Source organism: Spirosoma oryzae (genome assembly GCF_003002825.1).
Lineage (GTDB): Bacteria > Bacteroidota > Bacteroidia > Cytophagales > Spirosomataceae > Spirosoma > Spirosoma oryzae.
On sequence record NZ_PVTE01000002.1, the window covers coordinates 250,999 to 268,457 of the forward strand.

The 17,459-nt window shown below is 54.4% G+C and carries 17 protein-coding genes; 4 read left to right on the plus strand and 13 right to left on the minus strand.

Annotated elements, in window-relative coordinates:
* Positions 1-6: 6 nt before the first annotated feature.
* The 3 genes from CLV58_RS03270 to CLV58_RS03280 form a co-directional block, all read right to left on the minus strand.
* Positions 7-1,035 carry a glycosyltransferase family 2 protein gene (locus tag CLV58_RS03270; protein ID WP_106136341.1) on the minus strand — a complete coding sequence of 343 codons (1,029 nt, stop codon included), beginning with the start codon at positions 1,033-1,035 and terminating at the stop codon, positions 7-9.
* Positions 1,036-1,108: 73 nt separating this feature from the next.
* Complete coding sequence (locus tag CLV58_RS03275) at positions 1,109-1,438, minus strand: YbaB/EbfC family nucleoid-associated protein (protein WP_106136342.1); 330 nt, start codon at positions 1,436-1,438, stop codon at positions 1,109-1,111.
* 17 nt (positions 1,439-1,455) lie between these two features.
* Positions 1,456-3,447, minus strand: coding sequence for a T9SS type B sorting domain-containing protein (locus CLV58_RS03280; protein WP_106136343.1), 1,992 nt, complete (start codon positions 3,445-3,447; stop codon positions 1,456-1,458).
* Between the two features lie 209 nt (positions 3,448-3,656).
* On the opposite strand from CLV58_RS03280, the gene CLV58_RS03285 reads away from it, so the two are divergent.
* The gene (locus CLV58_RS03285) at positions 3,657-4,940 is read left to right on the plus strand and encodes a bifunctional 3,4-dihydroxy-2-butanone-4-phosphate synthase/GTP cyclohydrolase II (protein ID WP_106136344.1); all 1,284 of its coding nucleotides are present in this window, start codon (positions 3,657-3,659) and stop codon (positions 4,938-4,940) included.
* 157 nt (positions 4,941-5,097) lie between these two features.
* On the opposite strand, the gene CLV58_RS03290 is transcribed toward CLV58_RS03285, so the two are convergent.
* Complete coding sequence (locus tag CLV58_RS03290) at positions 5,098-8,103, minus strand: putative LPS assembly protein LptD (protein ID WP_342748894.1); 3,006 nt, start codon at positions 8,101-8,103, stop codon at positions 5,098-5,100.
* A 195-nt stretch (positions 8,104-8,298) separates the two neighbouring features.
* Here CLV58_RS03290 and CLV58_RS03295 point away from each other — a divergent pair, with 195 nt between their 5' ends.
* From CLV58_RS03295 to CLV58_RS03305, 3 genes are all read left to right on the plus strand, one after another.
* Positions 8,299-9,141, plus strand: a complete 843-nt coding sequence (locus CLV58_RS03295) for an N-acetylmuramoyl-L-alanine amidase family protein (RefSeq protein WP_425443490.1) — start codon at positions 8,299-8,301, stop codon at positions 9,139-9,141.
* Positions 9,142-9,296: 155 nt separating this feature from the next.
* Positions 9,297-10,310, plus strand: coding sequence for an MlaD family protein (locus tag CLV58_RS03300; RefSeq protein ID WP_106136345.1), 1,014 nt, complete (start codon positions 9,297-9,299; stop codon positions 10,308-10,310).
* Positions 10,311-10,445: 135 nt separating this feature from the next.
* Entirely contained in the window at positions 10,446-12,068 is a 1,623-nt protein-coding gene (locus CLV58_RS03305; RefSeq protein WP_106136346.1) for an acyl-CoA carboxylase subunit beta, read from the plus strand.
* Between the two features lie 133 nt (positions 12,069-12,201).
* Here CLV58_RS03305 and CLV58_RS03310 read toward each other — a convergent pair whose 3' ends face one another.
* From CLV58_RS03310 to gltX, 9 genes are all read right to left on the minus strand, one after another.
* Positions 12,202-12,411 carry a Kazal-type serine protease inhibitor family protein gene (locus CLV58_RS03310; RefSeq protein WP_106136347.1) on the minus strand — a complete coding sequence of 70 codons (210 nt, stop codon included), beginning with the start codon at positions 12,409-12,411 and terminating at the stop codon, positions 12,202-12,204.
* Positions 12,412-12,464: 53 nt separating this feature from the next.
* Positions 12,465-12,893 (minus strand): c-type cytochrome, encoded by a 429-nt coding sequence (locus tag CLV58_RS03315; protein WP_106136348.1) that lies wholly within the window; start codon positions 12,891-12,893, stop codon positions 12,465-12,467.
* Between the two features lie 18 nt (positions 12,894-12,911).
* A complete protein-coding gene (gene gldD / locus CLV58_RS03320) occupies positions 12,912-13,496 on the minus strand; it encodes a gliding motility lipoprotein GldD (RefSeq protein ID WP_106136349.1) in 585 nt (194 codons plus the stop codon).
* Between the two features lie 73 nt (positions 13,497-13,569).
* Positions 13,570-13,860 carry a hypothetical protein gene (locus tag CLV58_RS03325; protein ID WP_106136350.1) on the minus strand — a complete coding sequence of 97 codons (291 nt, stop codon included), beginning with the start codon at positions 13,858-13,860 and terminating at the stop codon, positions 13,570-13,572.
* Positions 13,861-14,048: 188 nt separating this feature from the next.
* A complete protein-coding gene (locus CLV58_RS03330) occupies positions 14,049-14,828 on the minus strand; it encodes a TIGR00266 family protein (protein ID WP_106136351.1) in 780 nt (259 codons plus the stop codon).
* 160 nt (positions 14,829-14,988) lie between these two features.
* Entirely contained in the window at positions 14,989-15,249 is a 261-nt protein-coding gene (locus tag CLV58_RS03335; RefSeq protein ID WP_106136352.1) for a DUF4160 domain-containing protein, read from the minus strand.
* On the minus strand, positions 15,236-15,499 hold the full coding sequence (locus CLV58_RS03340) for a DUF2442 domain-containing protein (RefSeq protein ID WP_170108635.1): 264 nt from the start codon (positions 15,497-15,499) through the stop codon (positions 15,236-15,238). Before CLV58_RS03340 ends, CLV58_RS03335 begins: the two co-directional genes overlap by 14 nt.
* A 27-nt stretch (positions 15,500-15,526) precedes the next feature.
* The gene (locus CLV58_RS03345; RefSeq protein WP_106136354.1) at positions 15,527-15,820 is read right to left on the minus strand and encodes a hypothetical protein; all 294 of its coding nucleotides are present in this window, start codon (positions 15,818-15,820) and stop codon (positions 15,527-15,529) included.
* Positions 15,821-15,902: 82 nt separating this feature from the next.
* Positions 15,903-17,438, minus strand: coding sequence for a glutamate--tRNA ligase (gltX, locus tag CLV58_RS03350; RefSeq protein WP_106136355.1), 1,536 nt, complete (start codon positions 17,436-17,438; stop codon positions 15,903-15,905).
* Between the last annotated feature and the right edge of the window lie 21 nt (positions 17,439-17,459).

A 17,459-nucleotide genomic window follows, 5' to 3' on the forward strand; every position in this document is an offset into this window, starting at 1 on the left:
CCGTTCTTACTGATCCAACTGGTTAAATCGGTGGTGTCCCTTACCGAAGTACTGCCAGACCAGACTTCGTTCGTACAGTTTCGCGGGTCGCTTCTCGCTTTTCCTCAGCGCGCGACGTTGTTTCATCAGCGTAGGCAGGTGCCCGTAAAATGCCCCGTGGGCTTTCAGCACCGCCAGAATATCGCCCCACTGACCCGCCACCAGGTACAACACCGACGATAGGCCATCGAACACCAGTCGGGCAAACACTTTTCCCAGGAACCAGCCGTCGGCAGGCCAGTTTTTGTACAGCATGTATAGGCTGTTCCGGTGATTCAACAGCGTTTTTTGTGGGTTGGACTTGTGCAGCGTTCCGCCACCAACGTGGTACACGACCGACTGCCCGCACGCCCAGACGGAATGCCCCAGGCGCTGAACCCGCCAGCACCAGTCGATTTCTTCCATGTGTGCGAAGAAAGCCGTGTCGAAGCCGCCGGTTTCATGGAAAACGCTTGCCCGGACAAACAGGCAGGCACCCGTTGCCCAGAACACGGGTCGATTATCGTCATACTGTCCGGTATCCGGCTCCAGCACGTCGAACACACGACCCCGGCAGAACGCGTAGCCGAGCCAGTCGAGGTAACCCCCGGCGGCACCGGCATATTCGAACAGGGTCCGCTCCTGCTGCGCCCGAATCTTGGGTTGACAGGCCGCCATCATCGGATCGCTCTCCAGTAGTTGTAGTATCGGGTCGATCCAGCGGGGAGTTACTTCGATATCGGAGTTGACCAGTGCGTAATAAGTTGCTCCGCCGTACTCACTCCGTACGCGTTCCAGCGCGTTGTTGTAGCCACCCGCATACCCTTCGTTCGTTCCCATTTCGATGATCCGAACGCCCGGAAACTGGTGTTTTACCCACGGAACTGATGCATCAGTAGACGCATTGTCGGCGATGTAAACGGGGTGACCATCGGCCTGCGCGACCAGCGCGGGTAAGAAACGACGCAGGAACGATAAGCCATTATAATTCAGGACGACAATTGCGAGGGTATCCACAAACAGGTGGTTGGCAGGTATGATTTCTGCCGTGAAGATACGGAACCCGGCGGCTTCCGCCAGCCAACGGGCTTTACATCAGTCCGTCGAGGTTCAGGCCGGGAATGTTGGGTAGTAGCCCTTCGGTAGCCTGACGCAGGTGTTCACGCGCTTTTGTTTCTACCGCACCAATAGCTTTGTTGGTTGCCGCTACGATCAAATCCTGTAGCATCTCACGATCTTCAGGCTTAATTAGATCGGGGTCGATTTCGATGCTGAGTACGTTTTTCAAACCGTTGACCGTCACTTTCACCATGCCGGCACCAGCATCACCGGTTTCGGTTACGGCGCTCAGGTTCTGCTGTGCATCTTTCATCCGGGACTGAACTTCCTTCATCTTCCCGAACATATCCATCATATTCATCATGCGTTCGTTTTGGGTTATCGCAGTAACAACACCGCCCCGGTCCGAACAGTTTTATTGCCGTCGGGATCTTCGACCTCGATGCGGTACATATACTGCCCCTCGATAGCGGGTTGTCCGTTTATGGTGCCGTCCCACCCCTGCGTTATAGACGTGGAACTGAAGACCGCTTGTCCCCACCGGCTGTAAACGGTCAGGCGGAACTGATCGGACGTTGCCCCCTTCACCAGAAACACGTCGTTGGCCTGATCGCCGTTGGGCGAGAACGCATCGGGCACAAAGAGCGGAGTCTGTCGCACCAGCTTGTAGAAGTTGGAGTAGCTGACAACGCCCTGCGCTGAAACAGCAATGATCCGATACCGCTGCACACTCGTTACCGGATCGTTTGGATCGGGCTCGTACCGAATGCTGGTACCAGCGGGGATTTCCTGCTTCGTACCATTGTCGGGGTTGATAACCTCGACCGTGTAATTGTCTACCTCACCCGTTGAGAACGGCGAATCACGGGTCCAGTCGATACCGCCGGCCGCTTTTGACGATAACCAAACCGTACAGACCGTAGGGGACGGTGCCGACACCTGCCCGCACGTATTCTGATAAGCGACCTGATAGCAATACGAGCCAGCATTCGGGTCAGCCGCTTCATCGACAAACGAATTACCTGTCAACGCACCAATCTGCTGAAAAGCTCCTCCGTTACTCCGGCTGACGATCATCGTGTAACTCGTCGTTGCACTCGCCGTGGGCAGCGCGGCAATGAGTCGAGGTTTGTCGTCTTCGATTGATACTAGTACGTTTGTAAAGCTGTCAGGTGCTTCGGCATTGACACCCGTTACGCAGGTCGGCGCAGATGTTACGATCGTCGGACCAATGGCTGCATTATTCAGCGTTGCTTCAATTGTGTAGCAATATTGAACGCCACATTGAATATCGCTCTCGTCGCTTGCTGTTGTTGATGCCTTGGTTTGAAAGCGAGTAAAGGGAGACCCGTTTCGGTAGATCACATACGATCTAAATGGCGCAGAGCCCTGATACGGCTCCCAACTCAGATTGTTCTTCTTGCTGGAAGCAGTGACCGTTAGGGCAAGGCTACATACCTGCTCGGACGTAGGGCCGGTAGTACCGCATTCGTCCTGACTTGCCAATTGAAAACACTGCGTCTGCTTCGTATTCGTCTGCACGGAAAATGTCCCCGCCGATGTTCCGGTCTGACTAGTGGGCACATACGTACCTGATCCATCCCGCTGAAGCAGTTGAACAGTCGTATTCGCGCTTGATGCCTGGTAGGTCAGCGTGATGTTGTCAGCATCGACTGTCTTTAGTTGCGTGATAACCGGGGGCGTGGTTGCGGTGGCGGTCGCCAGCGGTGTCACGGACATGCTGAACGCGGTGCTACCGCAACTTGCGGGGGCGTTGTAGACCCCCTGAATCGTAGCGGTTCGGTTGCGCGTATCGGTATAGGTATGCTGCGGTCGGGCCTGAAGCTGCGCCAGGGTGTAACTTTGGACAACACCATCGCCCCAGTTTATTTGGTAAGCGTCGTATTTGTTGTTACTATCGTCCAGTGTCGCTGACATCGTAACAACCCGGTTGCCGCACGACCTCGCCGTCGCTCTGACGATCCCGACAGGTAGTACGTCGACTTGTTGACAAGCGATAGTCCCCGTCGATAAGCCACCCCCACTACCCACCTGAATGATCGTATACGAACCAGGTTTAGTATATGAATACGTAGTCTGATTCAGTGTGGTAGTTGGAAACCCGTTACCGTTGTATTCGTAGTTGTAACCGACATTACTAACATTAGCCGACGTACCCGTGATTTTAACCGGTGTACCTAGACAAATTCGCGTCTTTTCCAATGTGAATCCCCCCTGCGCGACCGGGTTTATGCACACATTCTGCGCGGTTGCCAGTATCGTCGTTGTCGCGATCAGCAGCGCAGCGAATAAGCCGATTCGCTCGATTTTTGCCCCCTTTTCAGTCAGCCACGTTCCTAGAATTTGCACAGCGGGTAAAGAGTTGAGCCAGTCGTTTGATTTTAAATAAAGCGGTTGAGTATCACTCAGAAAACGGCCGGACCGACATTTTCGCACCCGGCGAAACGTATCTTTCTGGAAAACGGTTTTCTGAATAATTCAGTGACGATGCCACACCGCCATGGTTAATTTTACGCCAATGTCAAAAATAGTGACGCGGGGCCCCATCAACCAAACTCATGGACAAGAATAGTACCAGTTTCCCCGGTGCGCCGGATTTCGATACAAATTCCCAGGCTATAAAACTCGATCGGATCGAAGACGCCATCGCCGACATTCGGGCGGGCAAAATTGTCCTTGTCGTTGACGACGAGGACCGTGAAAACGAGGGTGATATGATCTGCGCAGCCGAGATGATCACGCCCGAGATGGTCAACTTCATGATCCGCGAGGCCCGTGGCCTGATGTGCGCTCCTCTGACGCAGGACCGCTGCGACGAACTGGGGCTCGACATGATGGTCACCAGCAACACGTCGGTTCACACGACGCCCTTTACGGTATCGGTCGATCTGTTGGGCAATGGTTGCACAACGGGCATCTCTGCATCCGACCGGGCCAAAACGATTCAGGCACTGGTCGACCCAAACACGAAGCCGGACGACCTTGGTCGGCCGGGGCATATTTTCCCGTTGCGGGCCGTCGATGAAGGTGTCATTCGCCGGGCAGGTCATACCGAAGCCGCCGTTGACCTGGCGCGACTGGCTGGGCTGGCCCCGGTGGGCGTACTGATCGAAGTACTGAACGAAGATGGTACGATGGCGCGGCTACCTGAGCTGCGCACCATGGCCGATCGCTTCGGTATGAAACTCGTCAGCATTCAGGATCTGATTGAGTACCGGCTTCGGACCGAAACGCTGATTCGGCGGGAGATCGGCGTCGACATGCCAACGGAATGGGGCCATTTTGATTTGATCGCCTACCGGCAAAGCAATACCGGCGATACCCACCTTGCGCTGGTAAAAGGTACCTGGGAACCCAATGAGCCGGTATTGGTTCGCGTTCATTCATCCTGCGTGACAGGCGACATTTTTGGCTCCTGTCGCTGCGACTGCGGTCCTCAACTGCACGCGGCTATGCGGCTGGTCGAAGCCGAAGGCAAGGGCGTCGTCGTTTACATGTTCCAGGAAGGGCGCGGCATTGGGCTACTCAACAAGCTGAAAGCCTACAAGCTACAGGAAATGGGCCGAGATACCGTCGAAGCCAACCTCGACCTGGGCCTGCCCATGGACGCCCGCGACTACGGCATCGGCGCGCAGATTCTACGTGACCTGGGTATCCGTAAGCTGCGCCTGATCTCCAACAACCCAAAAAAGCGGGCGGGTCTGATGGGGTACGGGCTGGAGATCATCGACACCGTCCCAATCGAAATTCCGTCGAATCCCCACAATGAACGGTACCTGCGGACCAAGCGCGACAAGATGGGCCACACCATCATGAGCGAGCCGGTCAATCGGGAGCAATAATGGTTTACGGTTTATAGTATTAGGTTTACCGTAGAGACGCGTGATTACGCGTCTCTTTTTTTGCCCAGGTTTCCAGCCAGCTTCTTGTTGCTACAGATAGCTGTTCAGTGGTGTCAGGTTGGGCATCACCGTAAACTGAAAACAGTAAACCGAAGCCCTACCGATAGAATCCGCCGTTGTCGTAGAAGCTCCGGCGACGGCTTAGCTTCAGCTCCTGTAGGATTGACGAACGGGCGCGCAGATCGAACGAATAGTTACCGGTACGGATGTTACTACCCGAGAATGGTGTCCAGTTGAAAGCCATCTCCCAGCAGTGCAGGTCGCGGTTGATACCGATGGTCGTCAGCGTCGGGCGTTTGTACTGGAAGTCGTAGCCCGAACTAAACGTTACTTTCCACTTAGGCGTCAGACTCAGGTCGCCGGTCAATGTCAGGGCCTGTACGACCTGCGAGATTTCCGGGTTCAGTTTCGTCAGGCCGAAGGTATAGCTGACGTTTACTGTCCAGGGAATGTTAAAGTCGACGTACAATTCGGGGTTCTGGTTGATCGCCCGTACGGTAGCATCGTTGACATTGACGTTCGGCACACCGTTTCCGCCAACCCCCTTCTTCTGCTTCGCCTGTTTCGGCGCAAACCGGGTACTGATATACGCCTGCATACTCGTCAGCCGCATCAGTCCCTGTCCGGCCTGTAGCGCATACACCTCCGGTACGCGCACATACTCTCTACCTGTGTAACCGGCAGCTTGCAGTATGTATTGGGAATAGCTGTTGGGTGGCAATGCCGTCAAACCGCTTGTTGCTGCCAACAGGCTATAGTAAGCTGTTCCGCCATACGGCCGGGTTGCGTACGGATCGAATGTCGACGACAGGTTGAAGCTGACGTTTTTGAAAATCTGCGTGTTGGCGCTAACGGCAATCGGTGATAGTTTGTAATCGGGTGCCAACAGGTTATAGCTACCGTTGATGCTGATATTGTCGAAGATGGGAATCTTCTTGAAGTCAGAGCCCGTTGAATCGCCCCCCCGCGCCCTGACTTTCATTTCCAACTGGTTGACAATACCGAACGAGATAATCGCCGACTGCGTACTACCCGTACCAGAGCTACCACCCAGTCCACGAAACACAGACAATGTACGCCGGTAATCAGGTAAACCAGCTAGCGAACCCGAGTCAGGCAACGTCTGAAATAAGCCAAATACCTTATTCGTAAAATCAGGAATATAACTGAACGAAATTGAAGGCGCTACGGTGTGTCGAATGGCTTCGACTCGTTTGCCCCGCACGAAGAACGTTCCGTAAAAGCGGGTATTCGCGCTGGCGTTGACCGCGAAGTTATACGACGGAAAGAATCCTTTAGCCGTGTCGATACGCACGGCATCCTGCGCCTGCACGTACGTGTAATTCAGCTTTTTCGTAAAAATATCACCCTGTAGCGAGAAGCCGGGTGTCACGTTGATGTACCGCATCAGCTTGATGTTCGGCAACGTGATGGGGATACTGTAGCGAGCCTGTACCACCCGATTGTTCCAGATCGCCTGGGCGTTTTGCGCGCTGAAGGCAATCAGGTTGGGGTCCGTCACGATCCGCCCGTTCAGAATTGCCTGCGCCCGTGCCGCACTGTCAAGCGCCCGCTCGACCGTACTGACGTAGGTTACGCTGCTGTTCGTCGTAACAACCGGGAAACCTAGTCCCGTCGTGTCAACTGTCCGGCGGATGGTGTTGCTGACGGAGATCGACCCGCTGACGTCAAGGCCGAAGCGAAAACTCTCGTACCAGCGACCCGTACCGCCCCGGAGTGCGAACGGTGCGATCTGATTTAGGCCGAAGTTGAAGTCCGACGAAATATCCGTTTTCCCATTTTCCCGTGTTCCGGTCGTCGGATTCACCTGCCCGAACTGCTGATTGACGCGCAGGTTGGCCCCAAACCGGGCATACTGTCCGAGTGTCCGGCTGTATTGCACCGACGACGCGGCTACGTTTGAGATGTACGCATTCGTACCCGTGTATGAGTTGAACTGGTTGTACGAGTTACTGCTGGCGTTCACGTTAGCCGAGAAACTACCCCGCCCGCGCGGCACCGGCGAGTGCGCCCAGTTAATCGAAAAGTCGTTGCGGGGCTGCTGTGTCCGGTCGATCCGGTCGCCGGAGCGGTTGCGGTTGAAGGCCAGGTTGAATGAGCCGCTGTACCGGTATCGCTTGTTATAGGCCGACGACAGACCAAGACCCCAGCTACCCCGTGAATAAATTTGCCCTTTGAATTGCAGCCCGAGGTTTTCGCTAACGGCCCAGTAATAGCCCCCATCGCGCAGGTAGAACCCGCGCCCGTTTGGTTCTTCACCGTATTGCGGCACCAGCACCCCCGACACGCCGATTTCTTTCCGCTTGGGAAAGGGAAAGAAGCCAAACGGCAGACCAATCGGGAGCGGTACCTGACTGATAACTAGATTAAACGGACCGGCCACCACCTGCTTGTTGTGGATAACCTTTAACTTACTGGCGTTGATGTGAAAGTGGGGCGTTGCGAGATTACAGGTGGTGTAAATCGCTTTCCCGATGTAAAGGTTGTCTTCCGCGTCTTTCTTTACCGATACACCGCGAATGTTCCCCTCGCCCTGTTGGGTGATAACCCCCTGAATCTTACCCTTCTTTGTCTTGAAGTTGTAGCGAATTTCTTTGGTATCGTATTTGCCCTCGCCATCCTGGAAGATAGGCTGGCCGATGTTTTTCTTCAGCGTCGAATCATACCGGCCACGGGCATATACTTCGTTAGTAATGTAATTGAGCCGGATGTACGCTGCTTTCAGTGATATGTCGCCGTAGATAACGCTGGCATCACCAAACAGTTCGACCGTCTGTCCGTCGGCCAGGTAAATGGTGGAGTCTTTCGCCTGATATTTGACCGTCGTTTGAAAAGCGGCATCGCCGGTACTGTCTTTTCTGGCAACACGGGTAGTGTCCCCTACCCGACCGGTCAGGCTCTGCGGCAATACTACGTTGGGCGAAACGATGCCCGGCGTCAGCACGGTTTTGGGTTGAATCGGACGGATAGCCCCCGGAGTTGCCTTGCCCGCCGTGGTTGTCGACGCTGGTTTAGTCTGCCCAAACGCACCGACTGCCCAGCACAGGCTGGTCAGGCAGAGGAGCAGGCGAGAAAGCGTCACAGGAATTCGGTTGGGCCGCACAATAAGGTCGGTTTGTTGCTATTTTATTAAAAAATTTATATTTGCTACAAGGCCAGATGCCAGTAGTCTACAAAGGTATCGCCCATCCGTTATCCTGCTATCGACTTGAAACGTTTTGTCCTGTTAAATATTATTAAAGCAGCAGGCTCGTCAGGAGCCGGTCTGTCCCCCGGAATAGTAACAACGCTGTTGCTCACTTCCGGCTCTGTTCTGGCGCTCACGCTCCTGTCGTTCCGCCCCGTTTTGCCGGTCGGTCTGCCACAGGATATTGTTCAGCAGACCACACCAGCCGATACAGAATCCGTACCAAACAAACTACGGACGGTGGTACTCGACGCGGGTCATGGTGGCAAGGACCCCGGTACGCACGGTCGCAAGGTAACCGAGAAACGCATCGTTCTCGAACTGGTACTGGCCCTTGGCCGACGTATCAGGGAAGAGATGCCCGGCGTCAGGGTTATTTACACCCGTTCGGGCGACCGGTTCATTGAGCTGGCGGAACGGTCGGCCATCGCCAACCGAAATCGCGCCGACCTGTTTATCTCGATCCACTGCAACGCCAGCCCGACCTCGCACAAGGTATACGGGACGGAAACGTATACGATGGGGCTGCACAAAACGGAGGGTAACCTGGACGTAGCCAAACGGGAGAACGCGGTTATTCTCAAAGAAGCCAACTACCAGCAAACCTACAAAGGCTTCAACCCGAACTCGCCATTGGCGCACATCATGCTGGCTAACTACCAGCACGCGTTCATGGGCAGCAGTATCAACTTCGCTGAAAAGGTAGAGCGCAGTTTCCGACGCAACGCCGATCGCAAGAGCAATGGCGTCAAGCAGGCGGGTTTCCTGGTGTTATGGCGTACGGCCATGCCCAGCGTACTGATCGAAACCGGGTATCTGACCAACCCAACCGAAGAAGATTTCCTGATAACAGAAGAAGGCCAAGCCGAAATTACGGGTGCCATTTATCGCGCGCTGGCGCAGTACAAGGAAGAAGTCGAATCGGCCAATTAATGCGTCCCAAGGCCCTGTCTGCGGCCATAAGCCCGATGGGCACAGCGCTCGCTCTCACCTTTTTGCGTATATACCGGGACAAATAGCCCACCAACTTGGTTATACAAAGGCCAGTCTGGCTGCGGTCTCCGGGCCGGTATCACCATCATACACGCATGAAATTTTCTAAAGAGATCAAAGTTGGGTTGCTGGCGGTGGTTTCGCTGCTAATGCTCTATTTCGGATTCAACTTTCTCAAAGGCTCCGATTTTTTCTCCTCCACCAATACATACAAAGCTATTTACGATAACGTCGACGGGCTAACCCCGTCGAACCCGATTCGTATCAACGGGCTATCGGTTGGGCAGGTCAAAAGCGTCGAGATTCTACAGGACCAGGGCAACAAGTTGCTGGTGACGCTGGAGCTGAACAAAGAAATTCGGGTTACGCAGGGTTCACGCGCTGTATTGGCCGATGATGGGCTGCTGGGCGGCAAGCTGATTCGACTGGTTATCAACCCCGGCCGACCAGAGCTGGAAAGCGGTGGTACGCTGGTAGCCGCTCGTGAGTCAGGTCTGTCGGCGCTGATTCGGGAACGGACGCTGCCCGTACTGAACAACGTCGATTCGCTGACGTATCAGTTGAATAAAATCGTCGGTCAGTTCGATCAGACGGGAATTATCCTGAACAAAACACTGGCAAGCGCCAACGGAGCCGTCGGTACACTCGATCTGACAATTGCCGAAAACCGGGCTGGCCTGCGGACGGCACTGGCGAACGTAAACCAACTGGCGCGTTCGTTCGACGAAACCGAAAAGAAGCTGAACCCGATTCTCGACAAGGCCGATTCATTCGCCGACTCACTGCAAAAACTGGAACTCCGGCAGACGCTCACGACGGTCAACAAAACGATCGACAACATGCAGAAGCTGCTGGGTAGTATCGAACAGGGACGTGGTTCACTGGGTAAGCTGACGACCGACGAAGCGTTGTACAAAAATGTCAACGCGACGACGGCGAACATGGCCCTGCTGCTGGCCGACCTGCGTCAGAACCCCAAGCGGTACGTTCATTTTTCGCTCTTTGGCAAGAAGGACAAGGACAAGCCGCCCGTTGCGCAGCCCGGTAGCATGACGATTACGACGTCGACGGTCACGACAACGAACATCGACTCGACCAGGAATCAGTAGACAAAATGCAATTCTGGTTTATTAGCTTGCAACGACGGCCTGTCTTGTAGACACACAAACCAAAACAGTACCCTGACATTGGCCGGTTCACCGCATGGGAGCCGGCTTTTTTTATTCCTTCATCACGAACACACAATGGATTCGATTACGCAACTACACGACCGCGAAGCCCAGACTCGACTGGGTGGCGGACAAAAAAAAATTGACGATCAGCACAAAAAAGGCAAACTCACAGCCCGCGAACGGATTGACTACCTGACCGACGACAGCATGCCGTTTGTCGAGGTTGGCCTGTTTGCCGGTGAGGATATGTACGCCGAACACGGTGGCTGTCCGTCGGGCGGTGTCATCGTCGGCATGGGCTACATCGCCGGGCGGCAGTGCGTGATCGTTGCCAACGACGCGACGGTGAAAGCCGGTGCCTGGTTTCCGATTACGGCGAAGAAGAACCTACGGGCTCAGGAGATAGCCATGGAAAATCGCCTGCCCATTGTCTACCTGGTCGACAGTGCGGGGGTGTACCTGCCGCTGCAAAATGAGGTGTTCGCCGACAAGGACCACTTCGGCCGTATGTTCCGCAACAACGCGCACCTGTCAGCAATGGGCGTGTTGCAGGTAGCGGCCGTGATGGGAAGTTGCGTAGCGGGCGGGGCTTACTTGCCAGCTATGTCCGACGAAACGCTGATCGTGGAAGGTACGGGTTCTATTTTTCTAGCGGGTCCGTATCTGGTCCGGGCGTCGATTGGCGAAGACGTCGATGCTGAAACGCTGGGGGGCGCGGTCACCCATACCGATATTTCGGGCGTGATCGACCACCGTTACCCGGACGATAAAAATTGCCTGGACGCCATCAAACGTATTTTCGAGAAAACGGGCCATGCTGACAAAGCAGGCTTCGACCGCGTGCAGCCCGCCCCACCCACCAAAGACCCGGCCGAGATACTGACGCTGCTACCCGCCGACCGGACCAAGCCCTACGACATGCGCGAAATTCTCGATCGTCTGCTCGATGAGTCCGCATTTGACGAATATAAGCCGGGCTACGGGCAGTCGCTGCTATGCGGTTACGGTCGTATCGACGGTTGGGCAGTCGGAATCGTAGCCAATCAACGGAAGGTTGTGAAAGCGAAAGGCCGGACCGGACCCGGAACGCCGGACCGACCCTACGAGATGCAGATGGGGGGTGTCATTTACGCCGATGCTGCCGACAAAGCGGCTCGTTTCATCATGGTCTGCAACCAAAAACGCATTCCGCTGGTGTTTCTACAGGATGTTTCGGGCTTTATGGTCGGCAGCCGGGCTGAGCAAGGCGGTATTATTAAAGACGGTGCCAAGATGGTTAGTGCGATGGCCAATTCGGTCGTACCGAAATTTACAGTCGTGGTGGGTAATTCGTACGGAGCGGGTAATTACGCCATGTGCGGCAAAGCTTACGACCCTCGGCTGATGCTGGCCTGGCCCACGGCGCAGATGGCCGTTATGAGTGGCGCTTCAGCAGCTAAGACACTACTTCAGATTCAGGTCGCGTCGCAGAAAGCGAAGGGACAACCCATGACGCCTGACGAAGAGCAGGCGCAGCTTCAAAAGATAACGGATCAATATAACGCCCAGCTGTCGCCCTACTATGCGGCCGCCCGTCTTTGGGTCGATGCGGTTATCGATCCGCTCGATACACGCACCATTCTGTCGGAAGGCATTGCTGCCGCCAACAACGCCCCAATTACCAAACCGTTTTCTGTTGGAGTGATACAGACGTAGGGTAGCCTGGACCTCCAGGTCCGGGTGGCCGTCAGGCCAACTGCGCAAGGCGGATGCCAACAGGCCGCTGGTGCGCCCACCCGGACGTGGACGTCCAGGCTACATCCATGCTAGCTACCCGAAACCTGTTTTTTTACTTCCCACACGCACCCGCTACATAGCGAATACCAGCGCATTGGGCGACACAGGCGTTTGCGTAGGTTCGGCCGTCACAGCCACAAACAGGATTAAATACGTATGGGCAGGCGCAGGTATCCGTTCCAGGGATGCAATCCGGCTCGACATCCTTGCGGCAACCGGCCCCTATTCCAAGAAACACCAATAACACAAGTAACTGACGCATAGCTATCTTTTTTTGCTATGAGCCCGACTACGATCGATTCGTTGGAAGACTATTTACTTTTTCCCCCGCAACGCCTTCACTTCTTCCGGTTTGATTTCACTGGCCTTGTTGCCAAAGCTGCTTCGGATATAGGTTAGCACATCCGCCAGTTGCTGGTCTGTCAGGAAATCGTGGGCAGGCATGACGTTATCATAGGTTTCACCATCGATTTCCTGCCCCTGCAACCCTTTCAGCAGTACGTTGATAAGCCGCGTTTTATCGCCCGTCACCCAATCGACGTTGCGCAGGGGCGGGTTCAGGTTCGGCACGCCCGATCCGTTAGCCTGGTGGCAGGTCAGGCAGTGCTGCTCGTAAATCGTCTGTCCCGGCGATTTGACGGCGGTCGTAGTGGCCTTTGAAGCTGGTGGTGTCGTGACCGGTTTTGTCTGTGCCAGCGAAACAGTCACGAACAGCGAGGCAATGAGCGTAGCAATGGATTTCATACGTGTTGAGTCAATGCCTTACTTCTTACGCCATTTCAGCGTGTTCAGCAGGTGCAGTATATCGTGACGAATGTAGGTGATAATCGGCTGTAGTGAGTCGTTGTCGGTTGCCGTATTAAAATACAATGCCCCCCGTAGAAAGTTTGTCGTTGAGTCCGTCGTGACGAACTGCACCTGGCTCGGCACCTCCCCCGCCAGGTCAATCAGGCTAGCTTCCAGCCCCGACTTAAGTCGGATCTTTCGCTGCTCAATCGAATACGCCTTGACGTTGTGTCGGGCCGCCAGCTTATACGAGTCTTCCAGCATCGCGCGCAGCCGGTTCACATCGTTCCGGACGGGCTTGTAGGTTAGCTGAACGCTGGCATGAAAAGCCGGATAGTTGACAAAAATCCAGTCTGGTTCCGAGCGGGCAAACGTATCGGGCAGAATACGGGCAATCTGATTATACTCGAACTGATACGGGTGCGTCGGTTCCAGCGGTTTGTAGCGGGCAATGGGCAAATCAATTCGAGGATAACCCTTTGGTTTGGGAACGTACGAATCGCTGGCGTCGCTGCCACAGGAAGCCAACAGGGCAATGAACAAAACGGGAAAGTAACGCATAGTGGCTGAATCGGTACGCTATCAACGAAAAAGCCCGGCCATTTGGTGCCGGGCTTCGCACGAAACGCTACGACTACGCGTTAACGTCGGCCATTTCCTCCTCACGGACGGGTTGCCCCATCAGCGTGGCAAAGCGGTTGATATTAAACGTCGGCTCAAACCATACTTCCCCCATCACAGGGTGCTTGACAGGCACGTCGGGGTTTTGAATTTCATTGAGCAATACGCCGGTTTCGCCGGTCGTATGCCGTTTCACCTGACGGATGGTATACAGCTGATCTTTTTTGGGTATAGTGATCCCAAACTCGGCATAGAATGCAAGTACGGGAGCCGGAAATTTGTCGTTAGTGCAAATAACGTCCATGACGAACTACTGGGATATAAGTCGGATGCAAAGTTACAACGCATCTGTGCCTGTTTCAGTTTAAAAACGCCTGAGTAATACGTAGTTCTCGCTTATATGGCAACAAGGGGCCGTTCCTTCATAGTTTCTGTTATAAAAACAAAACACCCGGTTTTGCCGGGCGCTCGCTACGTGTATTACTATACGGTCTAGTCTTCGAACAGATTTCCCAATTGTCCGAGTACAGAGCCGCTTTCTTTGTGCGCTTGCCCACCGGTCGGCGATAAGCGTTGTACCAGCTTGGAGATCGGCATCGACTGAATCCAGACTTTACCCGATCCGCGCAGGGTGGCGAGGAAAATACCTTCACCGCCAAAAATCATGCTTTTCAGTCCGCCAGATCGTTGAATGTCGAAGCTGATGCTTGGTTCAAAACCAACAACGCAGCCCGTATCGACCCGCAGCATCTCGTTGTTAAGTGTCCGCTCGATTACAACGCCACCCGCGTGGATAAACGCCATACCATCGCCCTGTACTTTCTGAAGGATAAATCCTTCGCCACCGAAAAAGCCGGATCCTAATCGCTGATTGAACTGAACGTTCAGTTGTGTTCCCCGGGCCGCACACAGGAACGAATCTTTCTGCACAATAATCGTATTACCGTAAGTCGTACCCAGGTTGATCGGCATTACAGTGCCGGGATAGGGTGCTGCAAACGTCACTTTACGCTTGCCGACGCCCCGGTTGGTAAAGTGCGTCATGAAGAGCGATTCACCCGTAATAACGCGCGACCCGGCCTGCAGCAGTTTACCGAAGAATCCCTGATCGGGTTGCGAGCCGTCACCCATTTTGGTCTCGAACTGAATACCGTCTTCCATATACAGCATGGAGCCGGCTTCGGCGATAACCGTTTCGTTGGGGTCTAATTCGATTTCGACAATCTGAATATCTTCACCAATGATTTTGTAGTCAATCTCGTGCGAGTACATGGTCAGTTCGAGGGTCTTATGTTGATTTCGTTGATGAAAACTACAGATTATTCGAGTTCAGGCCACTGCTCTTTCGGACGAACGGCACAAAAAAAGCCCGACCGGATTATTTCGCGGGTCGGGCTTTTCATAAAGCTGCTACTGGCTTTTCTATATCATATCACAATAGCGGTTCGATACTGTGCAATGGCTGAAGGTTTTTCGCTAACTCCCAATTAGCCGCCAGTTCAGTCTGATGGGTAGCTGCCCATTCGATTACCATACCTAGGGCTCGCGACGGTAGCCTTCCCTCTAGCAACGTCAAGTCACGTATAGCAATCAGGCATTCCTCATTACCGTATTTAGCGTGGAAATGGGGTGGGTTGTGGTCATCATAATACATCGCAATTATGATTCCGAAGAAGCGACTAATTTGCGGCATAGTATGAAGACCGTTTCCGCCATTCGTCAAACGTAATACCGCTGATTTTTAGGTATGCATTAGCGGCATCTATATCGACGTCTTCGTTCCAGCTGATCGAACCCGTTTCACTAATATATGGGCGCAAGAACAGATCGTTTTCATCCCAAACCTTAAAGATACCTTTACCCGCCAAAGCAGATAAATCGAGCATACCCGACAGACCGTCCGAGAAACGAACGTGTAGAACGTACTTGTTGGTTGCTTCCACTGCTATTGGCCCCGGGATCATAGTCATTTACCGTTGATTAATGTCGTCGGGCAGATCGTTGTCGGTTTCGTCGAACAGCCGCTCTTCTTCACTCTTCTGCGGCTCAGCGTCGGAGTCAGCCTGATCGCCTTTCAGATTGAGGTCGGTACGGTGCCGCAGCTTTTTATCGTCGACCGTCTTATTCAGAAACTGGTTGATTCGGTCTATATCGAAGCTTGTCGTGATTTCACCAAACGAATTGATCTGAATATCAAACCCTTCCAGTTCCTTGTGAACGCGGGGTTTTTCGTTCTCGTCGGGATTACCTTTCTTCTTTGCCATAAGTCGTTTCTGTTTACCGGAGTCCGCTGTCAGTCCTGGTAAACATGCAGATTGGGCTGCATGTTTACCAGCGTTCCCGCCGTTAGGGTTTAGGTAACGTAGCCAATGCCTGTTCCAGCCGACGGACGGTTTCGTCCTTGCCAATAATTTCCATGGTCAGCATCAGGTCAGGGCCGGCACCCGAACCCGTCAGAGCCAACCGCATCGCCTGCATGATCTTACCTTGCTTGATACCCGCCTGCGTCACCGCATCCGACAGCGTATGTTTGATGGTATCGGCTACGAACTCACCCTCGTACGCTACCAGCGCATCATGGAACGCAGTAACGGCTTTTACCGCGTCGGCATTCCACTTCGCTGTCGTTACCGCTTCGTCGTAGTGCGTCGGTGCATTAAAGATAGTCGTTGCTTCGTCGACGATTTCGCGGGCGAAGTTGACCCGCCCTTTCAGCAAGGCCGCAATCTTTTCAGCCTTCGCCAGCGAGCAGTCGTAACCCGCAGCCTGTGCCTGCTGCTGCACGGTTGGTGCCAGAACAGCGTCGGGCTGCTCTTTAACGTACTGATGGTTGAACCACTGCGCCTTCTGGATGTCGAAGCGCGCACCAGCTTTATGCACCTGCGCCAGGTCGAAACTGGCGATCAGTTCGTCCATCGTAAACAGTTCCTGTTCGGTGCCGGGGTTCCAGCCCAGCAGCGCCAGAAAGTTTACCGTTGCTTCAGGCAGGTAGCCATCTTCCCGGAAGCCGCGTGCTACCTGCCCCGTGTTCGGATCGGTCCACTGCAACGGAAAAATGGGAAAACCGCCCAGATCAGCGTCGCGCTTGCTGAGCTTCCCGTTTCCTTCGGGCTTCAGCAGCAGCGGCAGGTGCGCAAACTGCGGCATGGTGTCTTCCCACCCCAGGTACCGGTACAGCAACACATGCAGTGGAGCCGACGGCAACCATTCCTCCCCCCGGATTACGTGCGTGATGCCCATCAGGTGGTCATCGACGATGTTGGCCAGGTGGTACGTCGGCAACCCGTCAGACTTAAGCAACACTTTATCATCGATAGCCGACGAATGTACCGTCACCCAGCCGCGAATAATATCGTTGAGCCGTACTTCCTCCTTGCGGGGTGTTTTCAGCCGGATCACGTAGGGGTCACCTGCATCCATCCGCGCTTTTACTTCTTCCGGTTTCAGCGTCAGGCTATTGCGCATCTGCATCCGGGTGATGGCGTTGTACTGAGCCGCCGGCGCATTGGCGGCCTCGAGCCGCTGCCGCATGGCATCGAGTTCTTCGGCCGTGTCGAAGGCATAGTACGCTTTTCCTTCATCGATAAGCCGCTGGGCCTCCCGCTGGTAAATCTCACGCCGTTCCGATTGCCGGTAAGGCGCGTGAGGACCACCCGTGCCCTGCCCTTCATCGATTTCGATACCCGCCCAGCGCAGGGCGTCCATGATGTAGGCTTCGGCACCGGGTACGAAGCGATTCTGATCGGTATCTTCGATACGAAGCAGCATCTTGCCCCCCATTTTGCGGGCAAACAAGTAATTATAGAGCGCGGTACGCACCCCGCCGATATGCAGCGGGCCTGTTGGGCTGGGTGCAAACCGAACGCGAATTTCAGTCGACATGGGAAGAGAATTTTGAGTGAT

What these genes read in the sequence shown, in the direction of transcription:
- CLV58_RS03275 (WP_106136342.1), bottom strand. Translation starts at nt 1,438, where the DNA reads ATGAATATGATGGATATGTTCGGGAAGATGAAGGAAGTTCAGTCCCGG.
- gltX (WP_106136355.1), bottom strand. Translation starts at nt 17,438, where the DNA reads ATGTCGACTGAAATTCGCGTTCGGTTTGCACCCAGCCCAACAGGCCCG.
- CLV58_RS03300 (WP_106136345.1), top strand. Translation starts at nt 9,297, where the DNA reads ATGAAATTTTCTAAAGAGATCAAAGTTGGGTTGCTGGCGGTGGTTTCG.
- CLV58_RS03305 (WP_106136346.1), top strand. Translation starts at nt 10,446, where the DNA reads ATGGATTCGATTACGCAACTACACGACCGCGAAGCCCAGACTCGACTG.
- gldD (WP_106136349.1), bottom strand. Translation starts at nt 13,496, where the DNA reads ATGCGTTACTTTCCCGTTTTGTTCATTGCCCTGTTGGCTTCCTGTGGC.
- CLV58_RS03330 (WP_106136351.1), bottom strand. Translation starts at nt 14,828, where the DNA reads ATGTACTCGCACGAGATTGACTACAAAATCATTGGTGAAGATATTCAG.
- CLV58_RS03315 (WP_106136348.1), bottom strand. Translation starts at nt 12,893, where the DNA reads ATGAAATCCATTGCTACGCTCATTGCCTCGCTGTTCGTGACTGTTTCG.
- CLV58_RS03285 (WP_106136344.1), top strand. Translation starts at nt 3,657, where the DNA reads ATGGACAAGAATAGTACCAGTTTCCCCGGTGCGCCGGATTTCGATACA.
- CLV58_RS03345 (WP_106136354.1), bottom strand. Translation starts at nt 15,820, where the DNA reads ATGGCAAAGAAGAAAGGTAATCCCGACGAGAACGAAAAACCCCGCGTT.
- CLV58_RS03335 (WP_106136352.1), bottom strand. Translation starts at nt 15,249, where the DNA reads ATGCCGCAAATTAGTCGCTTCTTCGGAATCATAATTGCGATGTATTAT.
- CLV58_RS03310 (WP_106136347.1), bottom strand. Translation starts at nt 12,411, where the DNA reads ATGCGTCAGTTACTTGTGTTATTGGTGTTTCTTGGAATAGGGGCCGGT.
- CLV58_RS03325 (WP_106136350.1), bottom strand. Translation starts at nt 13,860, where the DNA reads ATGGACGTTATTTGCACTAACGACAAATTTCCGGCTCCCGTACTTGCA.